Raw genomic sequence first — 18,473 nt, forward strand, 5'->3', positions numbered from 1 at the left:
GCTATGGTCGGTTGTATGACATGGTTATTCCATAAACTATTAAAACCCATAACGGGAGTATTACCGTTATGGTGATGCTCGTCGTTTTACATCGGAGAGCATTTTAATGAATTTTCAAACTAACGAAGTTTTTAATAAATTTGCTGCTGTTATAAAATCGCGCATCGTCAATGAACCATCGTCATGCTATTTGCTGCATGATAATGAGATAGATATAACGATTTTGAAACATGGCATATTAGAAAATGACAGAAACCTGTTGTACGTAGTTCGTCCTTCAGGAACGTGTTTGTTGCGTTGTGACAAATATTTCTATCCGAAATATTATCTTCGTTGCCGTGGAGATTATAAGTCATTCATATATGTCCATCTTGATCTACATAGTGGTGAAGCTAAAGAAATCACATGGGAGCAAGCAGACGATATGCTGTCTAGTCCAGGAAAACCCCCATTAAAAGGAAATCTTGGACGATTTGAGTATATAAAAGTTGTGGTTGAGGACCTTCGTATTCGAGGTTACGCTGATTATCTTCCTGCGTATAATCTTGATGACCTTCGCCGTTTTGCCTTACAGGACGACCGCCCATCCCTTGTCAGATACATTGACAATGTAATGGCAACGGTCTGATTGGTTGCTAATTGATTTACATATTTTCCCTGATGGCCAACCTGCATCAGGGAGGCCTCAATAACGACTGGAGGCTGTATGAAGTTAGCTACGGACCTGGTAAAAGCTATTTTGATTAGAAATGGTGTTGAACCAGTAAATATAAGCGAATCATCTAAATTATCTTTGAAACAACCACTGACAGAACTTAAATTCAGTTTATATTTGCGAACTGAGCATTTATCTCACTTCCTACCCGGTTATGTTTATTCTATAAAAGAATGTCCACTGTCATATGACATCGGGATCGAAATTCAGAAAATCTTCGAAAGTTTACATTTGTTAAACGAAGAATTTGAATCCCTCGGTTTTGTTTCTGTATGGATAGAAATGCATCAAAGCATTTTTGAACAAAGTCGGTTTAAGAAAAGTAACTTTACTTTTCGGGAGGAAGAGGTCGAGCTTGCTAAAGGGCTTGTTTGTTCTCACAATTCACAAATAAGTAATGCGGCTTATTTCTGGCTTCAGCACTTTGAGGAGTTTATGATTTATGTTCGTAATAAGCTTATCGACCTCTTTCGAGAGGCCTATGACCTGATCCTTGGAATGCAGCAAGTATTTTTCATTCGGGAAAAGGAAGAGCTGTTGAAAACTATAAGTTATGGGGATGACCTGTATGAGGTGAAATTAATGGCGGCTGAGCTTTACTCTATCGAACAGAACTTAAAGTGTTCTGAATCGATAAGTACAAAATCTCAAGCTTCGGCATATATTAACCGCATCCGTGAGTTTGTGCGTTCGGGGTGGAGGCAGGGCTATATAGTCTGCCATCATAAGCGAAGTAATCAAATCTCATCATTGTCATTACCGATGTACTTGAAAGATACGTCAGGCCGAAGTGCTCGAAAGCGAGTAAAACGTCTTATATCTTCTACAGTTTGTGGTAGAAATAAAGATTTAGGTCTTACAGATTTTTAATTAAATTATACCCATGTGGGGATCACACCCCATATGGGAGTGATCCCTTTTTTATTGAGAGAGGATCACATGAAAATTATCGAAAAAATCATTAATGCCTTTTTGGTTGTTCAACATAAAAAAATACAGGTTAAAAACATTACATTTTTAGACAATGGGCAGGGCATGTTCTCTGGTATGTCTTTTGATGCTGATGTTTCACTGGAGTTTATGTATGAATCAGCAAAAGCATATAGTTCTTGTTTCTGTGATATTCCCTTTCCAGGTTTTGAAGATGCAAATCTGGAGGAAATTACGAAATTTCAATTAGATGCTTTGAAGCAAAGAAAGAATCATTCTTTCATTGTTAACCATTTGAGGTTTCCTATAGTTTTAAGGGAAGGGTGCAAAATCGAAAGAGGAGAAGTCTATTCAATTTCGAATTGCACTTATAATAAAGAAAGATTGCAGTATCTTTTTTCTCAGGATATTTACGGTAAGTTGTATAATTCCTTAGAGAAAGAATTAAGCTCGTTTTTCTCATTTATCAATGTTGAGGTGCACGAGTTGTTAAAAGATGCTGTATGCTTTGCATTAAAAATCCTGAATAAGATATCTTTGGATACACCTGAAAGACTTATTAAAGCTTTTAATTATCGTGACTGGTATTGTAGTTACGATGTTGAGCTTTTTAGGAAAGGCTTACCTGGTCATATTCTGGAAGAGCTCATTGCTCCAGATATCTTACTTTCAGACCTTAACGGTTGTAGAAAAATACTTAGAAATGCAAAACGATTTCTAAATGGAAATACAAAAACCAATTGTGTTTATATTAAATATGAATGGTGGTTGGGGCCTGTGGATACCTCACACTCAGCTAAGTTGATGTCTGACAAAGAAATTAACAACCGAAGTGACTTGAAGAATTTTTCAAAGGTCTTTTTCAAAGAGTGTTTAAGTTCTGGTAAGTCGGAATATGAAAACCATCTTAGTGAAAAAGAACATGCGCTTCGCTACAATTATTAATTAAAATTATTTTCTCCCATAGGGATTTCTCCCTTTGGGAGAAATCCCTCTATTAAGAGGGTATTTAAATGAATGCGATACAAAAGTTAGTTGAATCTATTCTTGTTAAAATGGGTTTTGTTGGCGCTGTAGTGGAAAATATATATTTGGATTCAAAACCATTTCGGCATATTCGATTTGTGGCTGATATTCCAGTAATATCTTTTCTACCTCATTTGGTGAAATATCTTAAGGGCGCAGACCATCTTTACTGTGGTAACGATGATTTGCATCCTCTTTTCATTTATTTTTCCGAAGCGGCTACATTAAAAGCAGGCCCTGTAAATCTCGCGAACTTTCGTTTTGAAGTTTCTATAGCTTCAACTCATTTACGACTGGTCTCAGAGCAGCCTGATTTGCTTATCAAAGGATTTAACCGGGATAATCTAGAATACGTTTATTACCGCTCAGATTTGGCCTCTAAGGATCTTATACTAGGCCTTGTTGAACACGGTTCTCCTTTCATAAAACATCTACATGGACTTATACAAAAGCGAATTTTAAACGAGTTCTCTCTGATTTTTTCTGTTCTTGAAAAGATTTTAGAAAGCGCGAAGCCACAAATTCTTGCTTGCTTCCATAGTGTTGATTATGAAATGAACGTAAAAATAATAGCCGAAGCTATACCTGAAACTGTATCTAATCAGATAGTCACATCTGATTATATAGTTAATTCTATATCAGATGCGGACAAGTTTATAAATCATGTTCGTCGCTATTTAGCAGGCAGGGTAATGAAGAGGCGGATATACGCTGAATTAGATGTTTGTGAAGAAACATCAAATATTTCACTAGTGAACTTAGGATGCTTTACGTCTCCTCTGCTCGTTACGGAATATCAAATGTTTAAGCCACACTCTTCAGGGTTATATCGAAAAGCTATAAACAACTCCTTAAAACAGTTCAAACCAGAAATGCATGTACCTTCTGAAGAACTCTTTTATAATTAATCTAACCCATCCGGGAACTTGCTTCCCGGTGGGAAGCACTTCCTTTTTAGTCATGAGGTAGTGTAAATGTTTAAAGAATCTGACCACGTGGAATTTGTTAGTGCCTTTCTTTATCAAAATTTAGGCCTTAATGTTCCCGCTGACGATATAACCGTTCAATTATCTGATACTTCGTTCGACAAAGTAACCTTTGATTACGATGTAGATATCGATAATTTAAATTGTATGTTGGATCTCTACATATCTGAACTAATAAAGCACAACGCATCTTACTCCGATTCTATTCTTTTGAAACAAAAAATAATTTATTTTCTTGGAGTATTTAAGAATTTCGGATTTTTTACGTTTGATATTCGCGGATATAGTAATACTTTAAGCCCAGTTAAAGTTATTGATATTGTTTCAATGATTATTAATGACTGTGAAGAGTTATCTAAAGCTAATTCTTCTACTGATGCTATAAGAAATCTTTATCTCGATAAAATGAAGGTGGATGGGAAAGTGTTAGTTGCGAAATTTGCACTTAAACAGTTTTTTCATTCCGACTTTGGTGACTTTATCTCATTTGTCGAGAAAAGAATTACAGATTGTCTTAATGAAACTTTAAGGATTATCAAAGCTGTTGAACATGGCTTTGTACGTGTTGGGCAGCATAAGATTAATCGCCGTATTAATGATGACTTAAAGTTATGCATTGATTTCAATACTGATGATTATCCGGCAAATATGCCAGATATATATATTAAGTTTAACGATACATTTGATGGGAACGGGGCGTTATATTGTGACAATGATGCCCTCATATCCCTCTATACCGATGTTGCTTCAATTATCAATGTGCCGGTGATGATGGAAGTAAGATTGATCAATAAAAGAGGGCGTGTTGTCTGTGATTCTTCGCATTCAACTTACGTATCTCTCGAAAGTAATGACCGATACAGAGTAACTGATCGCACATTACTAATAACTGAAGCTTTTGACGATTTTCGTAACGCGTCTCAATGATCCTTTTGCTTCAGTCCAAAAAAGTAACTTTGGTTGTGGATTGGCCCCTATATTTCCAGACACTTTTTATCGCTTTACCCATTACTGGTTCGCCGCCGCAGATATTCCCGTGGCGAACGATATCCCAGTGCACTGTGCGGATGCCATTCGTTGTAATGTTCGAAGGCCTCCGCAAGGTTCTTTGCCGCTGTTAACCCGTCAGGTTTTGGCATGATGCTGATGTAGTCGCGCTTCATCGTTTTCACGAAGCTCTCCGCCATTCCGTTGCTTTCTGGACTACGTACCGCCGTATGTTTTGGCTCCAGTCCTACCATTCTGGCGAACTGACGCGTCTGATGAGAACGGTAGGCTGAACCGTTGTCTGTCAGCCACTCAACGGGGGATGTCGGCAGCCTGTTACCGAAGCGACGCTCTACTGCACCCAGCATGACGTCCTGCACGGTTTCACTGTCATATCCACCGGTACTTGCCGCCCAGTGAAGTGCCTCGCGATCGCAACAGTCCAGTGCGAACGTGACCCGCAGTTTTTCACCGTTATCACAGCTGAACTCGAAGCCGTCGGAGCACCACCGCTGGTTACTTTCTCCAACGGCCACTTTCCCTCTATGCGCCCGCTTCGAGGGCGGTATTGCCGGTTTACGCTCAAGCAGCAGCGCATTCTGACGCATGATGCGGTATACGCGTTTGGCATTGATCACCGCCATGTCGTCAGTTTCTGATTGTCTGCGCAGCAGTGCCCATACACGACGATAACCATAGGTGGGCAGATCGTCGATAACGGTATGGATACGAGCCAGCGCTTCAGTATCATCAGGCTTGCGCTTGCACCGACGATCCTGCCAGCCCTTCGACCGACGGGCCATGGCATGCAGTTGCGCACGTGAGACCCGGAGGCAACGACTGACAAGGCTTATTCGCCATCCTCCGGCAACAAGGGCACGTGCGCTATCCACTTTTTTTGTCGGCCATATTCAACGGCTTCTTTCAGCAGCTCGTTTTCCATGGTTTTTTTGCCCAGCAGGCGCTGTAACTCTTTAATTTGCTTCATTGCAGATGCCAGCTCCGACGCGGGTACAACCTGTTCACCCGCGGCAACCGCAGTGAGACTGCCTTCCTGATATTGCTTACGCCACAGGAACAGCTGACTGGCAGCAACGCCATGCTGACGGGCGACCAGCGACACGGTCATTCCGGGCTCAAAGCTCTGCTGAACAATGGCGATTTTTTCCTGAACGCTGCGCCGTCTGCGCTTCTCTGGACCTAGAACATCAATCATTCGGACTCCAACGACTAGTCTAAAACTAGTATTAAGACTATCACTAATTTAAGTGATACCAACTGTCTGGAGATTCATGGGGCCAGTCTACACACATAACAGTTATCAACTTTGGAAAACGTGCTATTTATATTAATGAGTTCGAATTTTCTGAGAGGTACGCTGATCCAAATAGTAAACGGTATTTGGTTTGGCAATATTATAGTATTAACTTGATGATGATATAATTATAACGCCGCTTGTTACCAGGCAGTCCCGATGCGATAACGGCAATTATCGGCAATCGGGATACTGATTTTATTGGCGTGGTAAAACCTATTCAGATTTGTCTACCAACTCTTTTAACCAAACGATGAAGGCATCAATTTTTGGCCACTGGCGGTCGGAAAGCGTTGATACATAATAGTGCTGATCGCATTTCAGCTCCATTTTGGGCAATGGCGCAACCAGCTCGCCGGTACTGAGTTGCTTGCGGATAAGTCGCTTACGGCCCATGGCAACGCCAACGTGGTTCACTGCCGCAGTGACGGCCAGATCGGAGCGATCGAATCCTATTCCCGGCGAGGTATCCAGATTGACACCGAAATGTTGAGCCCAGCTATGCCATTCATCCGTACCAGAATCATAGCTCCAGGCCTGACGATCGTGGAGCAGGGTGCAGTGTGAGAGGTTGCCGGGAAAATTGACCAGCTCAAATTGGGCTGCATATTCCGGGCTGCATACGGGAATAATTGCCTCATCCATCAGGTATTGGTAATGAAGCTGTGATGAGGGAGTCGCATCAAAATAAACGGCCAGATCAATGCCTGCCCGCTGGAAATTGACGTTTTCATTGCCAGTCAGAATAGTCAGGTTGATGGCGGGATAACGGCGAGAAAAATCGGCCAGGGCCGGCACGATCCAACACTGGGCGATCGACGGCCGGGAGTAAACCGTCAGGGAGCCTGACAGCGCCTGGTTCTTGATATCCAATATTTCCTGGTTTAGGGTACCCAATGATGTTTTTAACGCCCAAAAAACCCGTTCACCTTCAGCGGTGAGTTCAACTTTCCGATGAGAACGAATAAACAACTTTAAGCCGAGATTCGCTTCCAGTTGATTAATGGTATGACTTACCGCACTGGGGCTCACCGACAGTTCATCCGCCGCCATGGCGAAAGACTCGTGTCGAGCCGCCACTTCAAATGTAAACAGCCGTGATAGCTGCCAGCCATTAAGCGATCGGTGCTGGCCCGTTAGCAGATGGTTCCCCGACATATTTCCCCCTGAAAGTAAAAAAACTGTATTTTACGCATCAGTTTGGTGAGTAAAGTTGATGCATGTCGCTAAATTGCACCATTTCTTGGCGCAAGTCACTCGTTTGATTCTGTTTTGCTCATGTGAGGTGAGATTTATATCGTTTGTCACCGATCGTCGTTTTCCTGTCCAATAAAGACAATTCAATGACAGGGGATATGGGCCATGGATTCACACATTTGGGTTGCCGGCACTCTGATCGCCAGTATTGCACTCATCATTTTGACCATCGTAAAGTTCAAGTTTCATCCTTTTTTAGCGTTGTTGTTAGCGAGCTTTTTTGTCGGTGGCATGATGGGGATGGGCCCGATTGATATGGTCAATGCCATAGAAAATGGCATTGGCAGCACGCTAGGATTCCTGGCCGCAGTGATTGGGCTGGGCACCATTCTTGGCAAGATGATGGAGGTTTCCGGTGCGGCAGAACGCATTGGTATCGCGCTGCAGCGCTGCCGTTGGCTTTCCGTCGATGTCATTATGGTATTGGTAGGCTTGGTTTGCGGCATCACACTATTTGTCGAAGTGGGCGTGGTGTTATTGATTCCATTGGCTTTTTCCATCGCCAGAAAAACCGGCACCTCGCTGCTTAAACTGGCCATACCGCTTTGTACTGCATTGATGGCAGTGCATTGCGTCGTTCCTCCACATCCTGCGGCGCTGTTTGTGACCAATAAACTGGGTGCAGACGTAGGAACGGTGATTGTTTACGGACTTCTCGTCGGTTTAACGGCGTCTCTGGTCGGCGGGCCGTTGTTCTTGAAAATACTGGGGAAACGCTTGCCGTTTAAGCCGGTACCGCCAGAATTTTCCAATCTGACCGTACGAGAAGAACATGAGCTGCCTTCGCTGCGGGCAACGTTGTTTACGGTGCTATTGCCGATTGTGCTGATGTTGGTGAAGACGGTAGCGGAGTTGAACCTGGCTAAAGAAGGGCGTCTGTTTGGCCTGATGGAGTTTATCGGCAACCCGATTATCGCCATGTTCATTGCCGTGTTTGTGGCCTATTACGTTCTGGGCATCCGCCGTCATATGGGGATGAGTACGCTATTGCGCCAGACGGAAACGGGTTTTGCTTCTATAGCCAATATCTTGTTGATCATCGGTGCGGGCGGGGCCTTCAACAGCATATTGAAGACCAGTGGTTTGGCGGACACCCTGGCGTTAATGCTCTCCAACCTGCATATGCATCCGATCTTGTTGGCATGGTTAGTCGCGCTTATTCTTCATGCGGCAGTGGGCTCCGCCACCGTTGCCATGATGGGAGCAACGGCCATTGTCGCACCAATGTTAGCGCTCTATCCTGACGTCAGCCCGGAGATCGTGACCATTGCCATAGGCTCTGGCGCTATCGGTTGCACCATAGTGACCGATTCCTTGTTCTGGCTGGTGAAACAGTATTGCGGCGCAACGCTCAATGAAACGTTCAAGTACTACACCACGGCAACCTTTATCGCTTCGGTGCTGGCTTTAGGGATGACCTTTTTACTTTCATACATTATCTAAGGCAGTCCTTTTGCGGCAATCGTGAGCGAGTACTTTCCATGGCTTACGATTGCCATTGCCGCCTCACAGAGAGGGTAACTCAACGCTTCACCCGATAAGCAGGGCGAAGCGATCGAATTTTATTCAGTTAATTTTTTGCTGGCAGGGCGCACGTAACGAGATGGCTTAGGCCCGCTGCTGGCACCATTCACGATAACGCCGGGTGATGCGCTTGGTACGTAACTGGTTGATGATTAATGTAAACAGGGGGGAATAACGGCTGGCACGAGTACGCCCTTCGCCCAGTGCGCGTAAGCGGCGAGTGACCAAAGCCATTCGTGCCAAGCCTGCCATGGTTTTATTTTCCCATGTTACCGGTTTTGGCAGCGCATAAGGTTCATTACCGGCTTTCCACTGGAGCGGCAGGTCAGGAACCTGTGCCATGGCTGTTGCTATACCCGCCACGGCGACGCCGCTATCCAGTACTTGTTGCGCCACGGACTTACGGGCGATACCTCCCGTCGTCATCACCGGCATGTGGGCGATGGCGGCCAGATCGCGGGCAAACTCCAAAAAATAGGCTTCGCGCGCCAATGTGCGTCCATCCGCGGCGTTACCCTGCATCGCTGGGCTTTCGTAGCTGCCTCCTGACAGTTCAATCAGGTCGATAGGCAATTCATTCAGCAACAAAATCACTTGTTGCGCATCTTCTTCAGAGAAGCCACCGCGCTGAAAATCGGCCGAGTTAAGCTTGATCGAAACGCAAAAGCTTGGCGAGACACGTTCACGCACGGCTCATGCCGCGAAACACCGGGTCGCCATTGGTGCCGCCATTCCGGATCTGTGAGAAACCTGGGATAGTTTTCAGATAATCCGAACCGTCGCTGGCAGGCACTGGCTGGCGAGGGGTTTTCGGTGAGGTCACTATCGTCATCGGCGAATAGAGCGATGCGGTGACGGTGATCACGTCGCCATCATTGGCCTTTACCGCTACTTCATGCTGGTGCTGTTGTGCAGCATGAGCATTGAAGCCCGCCAGGACAAACAGCGGCATAGCCGCAGTAATATGCAGGGAGAGAGGGCGCTTCTTATAATTGTTGGTTTTTCCGAACATCATCGTTCCTTAATGTCAATTTTGACGCTAAAAATACTTTTACATCGCAATAGCCGGTTATTTAGGCGCAGTGAAACCCGGAGCATCATGCCGCCGTTAATAAGCTTTGGCCCGGTTTTGGCGTGAGAATAATGCCAACAGGGTTGCGATGTTTATTGAGTGCAGTGGGGAATTCCGACAGGCGTAAATAACCCGCCCGGTTGAATAGTCTCAACAGGAATAATTTGGCTGCAGTCTATTTATTTTTAAATCATCGGAAGCGATGCTGGTGGAGCGCGAGGTTGGGACTCGGAGTGGATCACATGGGCGAATAGCGGGAAGATATAATGCGGCGGAGGGGCGCGCGACAACAGCGAACCAGACCAGAATAGCGGTGAACTGGCCAAGTCTAACAAGGGGACATGGATCAGCAATACACAGTAACCGCAGGCGCTGTCATCCATCATCATCGCCATATTATGGCTGCCGGTCTGCATGGTCATCGTCATGCTTTGTGCGCCAGGCTCTGGCGGCGGATGATGGCCATGTGCAGACATATCCATGCCGCAGTCTGTCATTGCGACCGTTTCAGATTGCCCCACGCGCGCATGCTCCAGCGATCGAGAGATCACCGGGGCGATGAACAACATCAGGATCGCAAAAATCCCCAGACAGGCCGGGAGATGGCTTCGCGATGTGGCAGTCCGAATTAACGACACATATATCCTAAAACAGTGCAAAATTAACGGACGGAATTGTACTGTTTTATGCTGCAAATGTTAAAACATTTTCTACATGGTTGAGTTATTGATAAAAGAAATTGCCGTTTGGTTCACGTTATCAACCATTTTAACTGTTTGGATATATCGCAGTCCTGTCGAAAAATAATACAGACACTAAGCGTGATGATATATCCTGCTACGGAGATAGACACTCAAACTATTGTTGCTCAGTGGTGAGGAATAGGGGAATGTGAACAGTGAAAATCGCCTTAAAAAAAGACCGCACCGAGGATTCATGGTGCGGTCTTTATGCTTCTATCACTGGCCCTTAAAGATGACTCAGAGTACCCCTGCGAACTCATCACAATTGAAGGTTTTTGAAATTCCCTCGATCATTTTGGTGTTTTGGGTGTGTAGATAAAGGGTCGATTCGGTTTGTGGGTGGTAGACACCCCATACCGGCAGGCCTTTAGCATTTGGATTGCCGGTTTTGGCAAAGTTGGTCCAGTAATCCACCATCAAGATTGAAAGTTTCTCTTGTGCAGGATTGAGTTTATGCAACTCGCCGGTAGTGCCATGGAAATCACGGAAGATATACTGTAAATCACTGGTATGCGCGGCTGCGTACGGGAACGACACAGGTTTGGCAAACTGAGGAGCCGTTTTATCCGCAAACTCATAGCTGTAGACCGGCGTGTTTTTAGCCAAAAGGTTATTCATCATCGGCGTGCGACAGATAAATTTGGCTCGGCCAAAGAAATCTGCGTAGTCTTGGCCAAGATTGACCTGCTTGGCAGGGATTGCAGCTCGCTTTATTAGCGTGTTTGCGTCACTCTCGCCAAAGAAAGCTTTCAGACCCTCGTAAAAACCGATGTTGTCTATTGGTTTACCTGAATCCAGCTCCATCATGGCAGCAAAGAAGGTGCCCTCGTTGGTGTTAAATCCATTAATAATCGGAACAACGTTGTAGCGGCCGGAGCTAAAAGCGGCCTCCAATGATTCAGGCATCACCTCACCATCGGTCACAACCTGTGCGGTGGTCATATAGTTAACGCCTTTATCCAGAATGGTTTCGGTGGGTACTGCCCGTAAACATTCTGCCATTTTTTCTTCCGTACCTTCCGAACAGCCGACATTCTTGGCAACCAGTTCACCGATTTTAGTTGCTTCAGCCACTGTTGGCTGCTTTAGGGAATATGAACCACTGGAAACAATAGCGCGGTTAAATAACCCCTTGGCACCGGGCGAAGCCATTTGTGCCAATACGCTATGTCCGCCGGCAGACTCACCAAATAACGTGACATTATGATTATCGCCACCAAATGATTGGATGTTCTTATTTACCCACTTTAGGGCAGCTTGCTGATCTAAGGTGCCGTAATTAATTGCCTTATGCCCCTCGTGGTTCAATGCCGGATGTGAAAAGTACCCAAACATACCCAAGCGGTAATTCATGGTGACGACAATAACATTCTTACTGACAAGTTTGCTGGCATCGTATTCATTACCCGAACCAGAACTTAATCCACCACCGGGTATCCACACCATGACCGGCAGTTTACGGTTGTTTTCTGGCAAAACCGCTGGGGTATAAACATTAAGATAGAGGCAATCTTCAGCAGCGCTTACTGGCCCAAACCCACCCAAAGTGAGCTTGGTGGCACATGTATTGGCAAAATGGTTCGCTTTTAACGTGCCCGACCATTTTTCTTCTTCAACCGGCGGCATCCAACGCAAACTGCCTACAGGAGCCTTTGCATAAGGAATACCTTTGAATTGAAGGTACCCGTCATTTTTGACGCCTTCGATAGTCCCCTTGCTCATTTGAACTACAGGTGAAAGCTCCTGCGCAAAAGCATTAGCAGACATTGCGGTGATACTCAATCCTGCTAAAGCGGCCAGGGTTAGAATTCGCCTTTTATTACGTGTATGTAGTTCCATTATTTCCCTTATTTATGGTGTTAAATTAAATGGATGTAAAGATAGGCTGTTGTCATATATAACCATAATGACATTAATTATAGTGGATTGGCCCCTATATTTCCAGACACTTTTTATCGCTTTACCCATTACTGGTTCGCCGCCGCAGATATTCCCGTGGCGAACGATATCCCAGTGCACTGTGCGGATGCCATTCGTTGTAATGTTCGAAGGCCTCCGCAAGGTTCTTTGCCGCTGTTAACCCGTCAGGTTTTGGCATGATGCTGATGTAGTCGCGCTTCATCGTTTTCACGAAGCTCTCCGCCATTCCGTTGCTTTCTGGACTACGTACCGCCGTATGTTTTGGCTCCAGTCCTACCATTCTGGCGAACTGACGCGTCTGATGAGAACGGTAGGCTGAACCGTTGTCTGTCAGCCACTCAACGGGGGATGTCGGCAGCCTGTTACCGAAGCGACGCTCTACTGCACCCAGCATGACGTCCTGCACGGTTTCACTGTCATATCCACCGGTACTTGCCGCCCAGTGAAGTGCCTCGCGATCGCAACAGTCCAGTGCGAACGTGACCCGCAGTTTTTCACCGTTATCACAGCTGAACTCGAAGCCGTCGGAGCACCACCGCTGGTTACTTTCTCCAACGGCCACTTTCCCTCTATGCGCCCGCTTCGAGGGCGGTATTGCCGGTTTACGCTCAAGCAGCAGCGCATTCTGACGCATGATGCGGTATACGCGTTTGGCATTGATCACCGCCATGTCGTCAGTTTCTGATTGTCTGCGCAGCAGTGCCCATACACGACGATAACCATAGGTGGGCAGATCGTCGATAACGGTATGGATACGAGCCAGCGCTTCAGTATCATCAGGCTTGCGCTTGCACCGACGATCCTGCCAGCCCTTCGACCGACGGGCCATGGCATGCAGTTGCGCACGTGAGACCCGGAGGCAACGACTGACAAGGCTTATTCGCCATCCTCCGGCAACAAGGGCACGTGCGCTATCCACTTTTTTTGTCGGCCATATTCAACGGCTTCTTTCAGCAGCTCGTTTTCCATGGTTTTTTTGCCCAGCAGGCGCTGTAACTCTTTAATTTGCTTCATTGCAGATGCCAGCTCCGACGCGGGTACAACCTGTTCACCCGCGGCAACCGCAGTGAGACTGCCTTCCTGATATTGCTTACGCCACAGGAACAGCTGACTGGCAGCAACGCCATGCTGACGGGCGACCAGCGACACGGTCATTCCGGGCTCAAAGCTCTGCTGAACAATGGCGATTTTTCCTGAACGCTGCGCCGTCTGCGCTTCTCTGGACCTAGAACATCAATCATTCGGACTCCAACGACTAGTCTAAAACTAGTATTAAGACTATCACTAATTTAAGTGATACCAACTGTCTGGAGATTCATGGGGCCAGTCTAGGTTGGCTGAAGACACTTGTCTATGACAATGTAAAATCTGTCGCTGGCATCTTCTTTTAGCTTAACCAAACTTTTATCTAACCCAGTGGGGAAGTCGCTTCCCTTCTGGGGCACTTCCTCTCAAATTTGAGGTAGTGTATATGACACATTCATCTGATGATAAAAACTATGTCCGAGCAGTTCTGAGCTATCTTGGCATAGATTTTGATGAGGCGGATATAGTATTAAGTGTTTGCCATTGTCAAAGTGACGAGCTTTCTTTTACCTGTAATATCAAAGCTATTGAACTCAAGAATGCTGTTGATTTATATGTCGATAGTATCTCTGAGAATGAAATAGAAGCTTTAAACAGAGAATCTTTAAAATCTCGACTCTGTTACTTTCTTGAGGTGTTTGACGCAGTCTCTGGTCAGTACCTTGAGATTTCAGGAAAACACTTTGCAACTAGCCGTTTTGAATATGATGATGTTTGTAGTGAAGTTCTTAGCATGTCTAATGATGTTTCTCAGTCGAAAGGTTATGACCGGGATGAATATAACAGACTGATGCAGGTTGATGGTCAGGTTATGATTGCCCGTTTTGCTTTGCAACAGTTCTGGGATACTCATTTTATTGGACTAATAACATTTGTATCTGAGTCTATAACATCGAGCCTCTATAAAGCTTATGAAACTTTTAGTGATATAAGTTTGGCTTGCTATAAACTGAGTGAATATTCTTATTCACGCTCTATCAACAGTGAATTGACCCTTAATATTTCACTTAAAGAAAATGACTTCTGTGAGGACCTATCTGATTGCTATATGGAAGATGAGGCTTTACCTTCTGGTAGGGTAATTTCTCGACGCAACAATGACTCCATAATAAGTATTTATGAGAGCTATGCTGCGGCTTCTTATATTCCGATGATTGCATCTTTGGAAGTCGTTGATGAATACGGCGAAGTGGTTACTGACCTCTGCCATACCGTTTATGTTTCAGAGTTAACCGGTGGGCGGATTAAAATCCACGACCGTAATGACTTAGTATCTGAAGTTTTCGATAACCTAAGAAATTTAAATCTTGCAGTTGGAGATTCAGTTTCACAAGCTGCTTGATTCTTTCCCTGATTTTGATTTTTTCTCACATACTCTTATGGCACGGTTTCCGTGCCTTTTTTTTGCCTCGCTTACAAGCGTCTACTCCTCTTCTACCTATCCCACCTTACATCACCACTTAAAATCTATCTTTCTAATTCCATTATCCTTTTCGTAGCCTCTAATGCTCTGGTATGAACATACTCTTTAAACTCAAAAAAGTGCTATTAACGAAAAAAAATCCCTAAAGAGATTTGTATACTGTTCTCAACCAAGGAGAGCTCATGAATGAACTAAAATCCAAAAACGAGAACAGTACCAAAAGCAACTTTCCCCCGGTTGATAATCAGTTTTGCTTTTACCATGTTGATTTCAGCATAGAACGACTACTTTCAACGGCCGAGGATCTCCAGCTTGAGTACATCTTCCAGAAACCTGGAAGTGAAGTAAGAAAGGATTTGGTTGAGCGATTCGAACGTGGAGAGCGCTTTGTTACAGCTTCACACTGTGACAATTTCTGTGAAATCCTTGGTTGTCAAGGCCATCAGGAAAATGCATAAACCCATAAACCTACATTTCCACTTTTAAGGATGTTCACTAAAGAATGATTGGAGAAAGTATTTTTGACTGGGTAATTTACGGAATATCCATTTTGATATTTGCCTCAGCACTAATTGAAGGAAAGACAACTCGCTACCCAGCACTTTTTTTCTATGGGAGTTTAATTTTAATGTTAATCCTGATAGTTGCTGGAGGCCTTAACTGGTGGTTCTACAGGTCAAAATATGGCGCAGTAATCGTTATCTTCACAGTGGTCTCTTTACTGATGACTCGATTCCGCCTGGTCATATATAAATTAAGATTAAGAAAGTTAGTTTCAGAAATCAGATTTCGTATAAAAACGGGTTTTCGTATAATTCTTGTTTTGTCGGATAATGAGGATGAGCGTAATGTTCTGCTGTCTATGCTTAGCAACGTATTGCCAGAGCAAACGCTTATTCACACGCGTGATGCTCTCGGACCTCATTCAGAGCCTATCCTAAAAGCTCTTGAGCTACATCATCAACAGGGAACAGGTTACATACTCGTCTGTGAACAACAAATCTCAGCGCGTACGTGGTTGAGTATCGTAGAAAATGGGAAACCTGATACATCTATAGCTGTTAATTTTCATTCGATCCCAGAAATGGAGTGATTTTTCAATGAGTAGAACCGTTTCACAAAGTGTCACAGAAGATTGTCTTTTTGATACCCGCACACAAGTCAGATTACAACTAAGTCGAAGCGTTCATAAAACGCTGGCATCTGCTAAAGAAATTTTACAGGGAAGGGGGGTTGATTCGGTCTCTATTGAAGATCTTGTGCGAGCCTGTCTTGAAGAGAACCAGCCAATTGATCTAGCCTCACTTTACCTTGAAAATCTCTTAAAACAGAAAGGTACCAGCATTTGCGATTTTTAGTGTTTTCAAACCTATTAGATAAAATGCCGGTTGTGTTTATATAACATCAATAATTTCATGCAACAGGTAAAACATGAGTACTCAAAAGCAACTTTCCAGAACTACCGGCACTGAACGTATGTTTAAGGAAGAGCTGGCGTTATCCTTAATTTGTTGGGTTTTCACCAGTCCTTTTACCAACTGGACCGATAAAGTCTTCAGTGGTATTGAAGTTCCGTCTGAAGGACCGTCATCATTACGGGGTGAGACAGAAAAATTCTTTCGTTTTGTCGTTAATGAAGAAGGCTACGACGCAGGAAGGGCTGCTATTGGTCTTGACCTATGTTGTTTTTCACTTCCGTTGTGTTTGTTCCCGGACGCTGCCCTGTCTGAGGAAGAGGTTATGAGTAAGTTAACCGGAGAAGTTATCCATGGAATTCTTCTTTCCTTACCTGAGTTTATTGATATGCCAGAAGTGCTCGCTTACCAGGTCAGGGATGAAATTCTTGCTTTTAACACTCGCTGTGGAGACGGGATCTTTCATGGTTGGAACACGGCTTCAGAATTGTGGAAGTTTGAAATCTTTCCCCGCACCACCATCATGATGCAGCATACTTCGGCAATACATTAAAATTAGGCGGGGCAGAATGCATAAAAAACTTTTTCTTCTCGAATGGAAACCCTGTCAGAGCCGCGTATGGGCCGGTTGGATGGCCCTGTGGTTGACTATCAGTTTTCTGATGTTATCTGCCTTGCTTATGACAGATCATCTCCTGAACAAAGTCATCCTGCCGCCAACATGGTTGTTGATCTGGTTTTCGCCAATGCTGGGGTTTTTGATAAAAGTTCGCGTCGTCGAAACTCAACATTTCCTGGAGCATGACCTCTGTGTTGCAGGTTTCTCTTTTTACCGCTGGAAGAGGTTAGTTTCTCCCGGGCTTTGGTCAGTTGACTGTATAAATGGTCGTTTTCGCCTCAATCGGATCACCCAGGTGGGTAAGACTATCCACTATCCATGGCGTCTCCATTATCATCCTTTGTTCATGAGCCCTATCGAACATAAATCGCATGCTGTGAAAGCTGTTTCAAAATGACTTCTTTAGAGGTTTACATGACATTTATGTTCTGCAAGGTCAGCCTGGGCAGCAAAATTGATTGGAAATAACATGAGCCTGGAGAAACGTATGAGTTATGACGATTTGCCCTATTTTCGTGACCAGATTCTGGAACGCATCGACTCGCTCAAGTGTTTTCTTTCGAACACCCCCCCGATGATGGCAAACCTGATGACTGTCTCCACCGTATCTAGAACAGAAGAGCGCTTGAAGCAGGTTAAACCCATCAGGGTTAGTATTAAAGACGATGCTTCGGTTGAGGAAATTATTCAGGCACTTACTGACATCTGTGTGGATGACATAGAGTCATTAAGTCATGATTCCACCAAAGTAACCACTAAATACCCGGGTCTAATCATTGTCCCCGAAAGAGCAGATCTTCTCGAAAGCTTGATCACTTCTATAAACGAAGCAAAAAATGATTTTGCTGCGGCAATGAGGCGTATCGATAATAAAAAGAATGTCCGTTTTGATAAAGTGCACAAGAAGCTCCCGGGCCTTGTCGCTATGCACTCAACAAGAAATATCCTTTTCATCAAGTCCCAGCTTAAAAAAGTTACTTTTTCATGGCGGCTAAACCGAAACCAGGAAGTTAAAACAGCAGAGCAACTTGTGAGTTTGTTGGAGCGCAGGAGAGCCTCAGAAGTAAAAAATGTAGCAACTACCAATTTGAATGTCGTGTCTAATATCGATAAGGCTTTACACCGTCTTGAATTTCACCCACTGAAGCAGGGCGAATCTTATCGCCTTTGTCGAACTAACTCTTTCCCTGTTCCGATTGCTCACATTTTTGCATTTAGGCCTGAAGGGCAGGAACGAAACGGGAATAAATATGCTGAGACTGATTATTCAGTAGTAAAAGCATCCTTGCCCATTTTCGCAGCAGGCAACATACCTCAATTAAAAACGCTCTCTGACTGGGCTCCTGAAAACAGCCAGGGTCCGTCCAACCAACGGAAGCTGAGCCTGAAATATACAGAACTCGTGCCGGGGGCTGAGCTGGGCATTTTCATTGTCAGCCCCGAAAATTAAGGAAC

At 44.6% G+C, this 18,473-nt stretch carries 17 protein-coding genes and 3 pseudogenes; 13 read left to right on the top strand and 7 right to left on the bottom strand.

Annotation, left to right across the window (positions count from 1 at the left end; genetic code table 11):
- The first annotated feature begins 106 nt into the window (after positions 1–106).
- From BJF97_RS33590 to BJF97_RS30740, 5 genes are all read left to right on the top strand, one after another.
- A complete protein-coding gene (locus BJF97_RS33590; RefSeq protein WP_001011130.1) occupies positions 107–628 on the top strand; it encodes a hypothetical protein in 522 nt (173 codons plus the stop codon).
- A gap of 78 nt (positions 629–706) precedes the next feature.
- Positions 707–1,585 (top strand): hypothetical protein, encoded by an 879-nt coding sequence (locus BJF97_RS30725; protein WP_000762003.1) that lies wholly within the window; start codon positions 707–709, stop codon positions 1,583–1,585.
- 69 nt (positions 1,586–1,654) lie between these two features.
- On the top strand, positions 1,655–2,590 hold the full coding sequence (locus tag BJF97_RS30730) for a hypothetical protein (protein WP_070083092.1): 936 nt from the start codon (positions 1,655–1,657) through the stop codon (positions 2,588–2,590).
- 68 nt (positions 2,591–2,658) lie between these two features.
- Positions 2,659–3,579, top strand: a complete 921-nt coding sequence (locus BJF97_RS30735; protein WP_000991697.1) for a hypothetical protein — start codon at positions 2,659–2,661, stop codon at positions 3,577–3,579.
- A gap of 66 nt (positions 3,580–3,645) precedes the next feature.
- Entirely contained in the window at positions 3,646–4,584 is a 939-nt protein-coding gene (locus tag BJF97_RS30740) for a hypothetical protein (RefSeq protein WP_000472041.1), read from the top strand.
- Between the two features lie 74 nt (positions 4,585–4,658).
- Here the strand turns inward: BJF97_RS30740 and BJF97_RS30745 are convergent.
- Positions 4,659–5,860, bottom strand: a protein-coding gene (locus BJF97_RS30745) for an IS3 family transposase (RefSeq protein WP_096913407.1) whose coding sequence is annotated in 2 segments (ribosomal slippage) — positions 4,659–5,545 and positions 5,545–5,860 — 1,203 coding nt in all. Because the reading frame shifts where the segments join, the coding sequence is not laid out codon by codon here.
- A gap of 315 nt (positions 5,861–6,175) precedes the next feature.
- On the bottom strand, positions 6,176–7,117 hold the full coding sequence (gene dsdC / locus BJF97_RS30755; protein WP_070083093.1) for a DNA-binding transcriptional regulator DsdC: 942 nt from the start codon (positions 7,115–7,117) through the stop codon (positions 6,176–6,178).
- A 204-nt stretch (positions 7,118–7,321) separates the two neighbouring features.
- On the opposite strand from dsdC, the gene dsdX reads away from it, so the two are divergent.
- Positions 7,322–8,659 carry a D-serine transporter DsdX gene (gene dsdX, locus BJF97_RS30760; protein WP_070083094.1) on the top strand — a complete coding sequence of 446 codons (1,338 nt, stop codon included), beginning with the start codon at positions 7,322–7,324 and terminating at the stop codon, positions 8,657–8,659.
- A 165-nt stretch (positions 8,660–8,824) separates the two neighbouring features.
- Here the strand turns inward: dsdX and BJF97_RS30765 are convergent.
- From BJF97_RS30765 to BJF97_RS30780, 5 genes and pseudogenes are all read right to left on the bottom strand, one after another.
- Positions 8,825–9,433, bottom strand: a pseudogene (locus tag BJF97_RS30765) (2,4-dienoyl-CoA reductase); the annotation flags it as partial.
- A gap of 1 nt (position 9,434) precedes the next feature.
- A pseudogene (locus tag BJF97_RS30770) lies at positions 9,435–9,755 on the bottom strand (TonB-dependent copper receptor); the annotation flags it as partial.
- Positions 9,756–9,997: 242 nt separating this feature from the next.
- Positions 9,998–10,450 (bottom strand): DUF2946 domain-containing protein, encoded by a 453-nt coding sequence (locus BJF97_RS33600; RefSeq protein ID WP_077270236.1) that lies wholly within the window; start codon positions 10,448–10,450, stop codon positions 9,998–10,000.
- A gap of 342 nt (positions 10,451–10,792) precedes the next feature.
- Positions 10,793–12,394 carry a carboxylesterase/lipase family protein gene (locus tag BJF97_RS30775; protein WP_070083096.1) on the bottom strand — a complete coding sequence of 534 codons (1,602 nt, stop codon included), beginning with the start codon at positions 12,392–12,394 and terminating at the stop codon, positions 10,793–10,795.
- Between the two features lie 121 nt (positions 12,395–12,515).
- A pseudogene (locus tag BJF97_RS30780) lies at positions 12,516–13,716 on the bottom strand (IS3 family transposase).
- 230 nt (positions 13,717–13,946) lie between these two features.
- On the opposite strand from BJF97_RS30780, the gene BJF97_RS30790 reads away from it, so the two are divergent.
- From BJF97_RS30790 to BJF97_RS30815, 7 genes are all read left to right on the top strand, one after another.
- Positions 13,947–14,903 (top strand): hypothetical protein, encoded by a 957-nt coding sequence (locus BJF97_RS30790; RefSeq protein ID WP_000149830.1) that lies wholly within the window; start codon positions 13,947–13,949, stop codon positions 14,901–14,903.
- 263 nt (positions 14,904–15,166) lie between these two features.
- Entirely contained in the window at positions 15,167–15,442 is a 276-nt protein-coding gene (locus BJF97_RS30795; protein ID WP_001004201.1) for a hypothetical protein, read from the top strand.
- 44 nt (positions 15,443–15,486) lie between these two features.
- A complete protein-coding gene (locus BJF97_RS30800; RefSeq protein ID WP_000578891.1) occupies positions 15,487–16,077 on the top strand; it encodes a hypothetical protein in 591 nt (196 codons plus the stop codon).
- Positions 16,078–16,084: 7 nt separating this feature from the next.
- Positions 16,085–16,342, top strand: coding sequence for a hypothetical protein (locus BJF97_RS33610; RefSeq protein WP_001371933.1), 258 nt, complete (start codon positions 16,085–16,087; stop codon positions 16,340–16,342).
- 73 nt (positions 16,343–16,415) lie between these two features.
- Complete coding sequence (locus BJF97_RS30805) at positions 16,416–16,952, top strand: hypothetical protein (RefSeq protein ID WP_000107167.1); 537 nt, start codon at positions 16,416–16,418, stop codon at positions 16,950–16,952.
- A gap of 16 nt (positions 16,953–16,968) precedes the next feature.
- On the top strand, positions 16,969–17,415 hold the full coding sequence (locus tag BJF97_RS30810; RefSeq protein ID WP_000549069.1) for a hypothetical protein: 447 nt from the start codon (positions 16,969–16,971) through the stop codon (positions 17,413–17,415).
- A 90-nt stretch (positions 17,416–17,505) separates the two neighbouring features.
- Positions 17,506–18,468, top strand: coding sequence for a DNA replication terminus site-binding protein (locus tag BJF97_RS30815; RefSeq protein WP_000119428.1), 963 nt, complete (start codon positions 17,506–17,508; stop codon positions 18,466–18,468).
- Positions 18,469–18,473: the final 5 nt, after the last annotated feature.

This window comes from Klebsiella sp. LTGPAF-6F (genome assembly GCF_001753185.1).
GTDB classification, from domain to species: domain Bacteria; phylum Pseudomonadota; class Gammaproteobacteria; order Enterobacterales; family Enterobacteriaceae; genus Klebsiella; species Klebsiella michiganensis.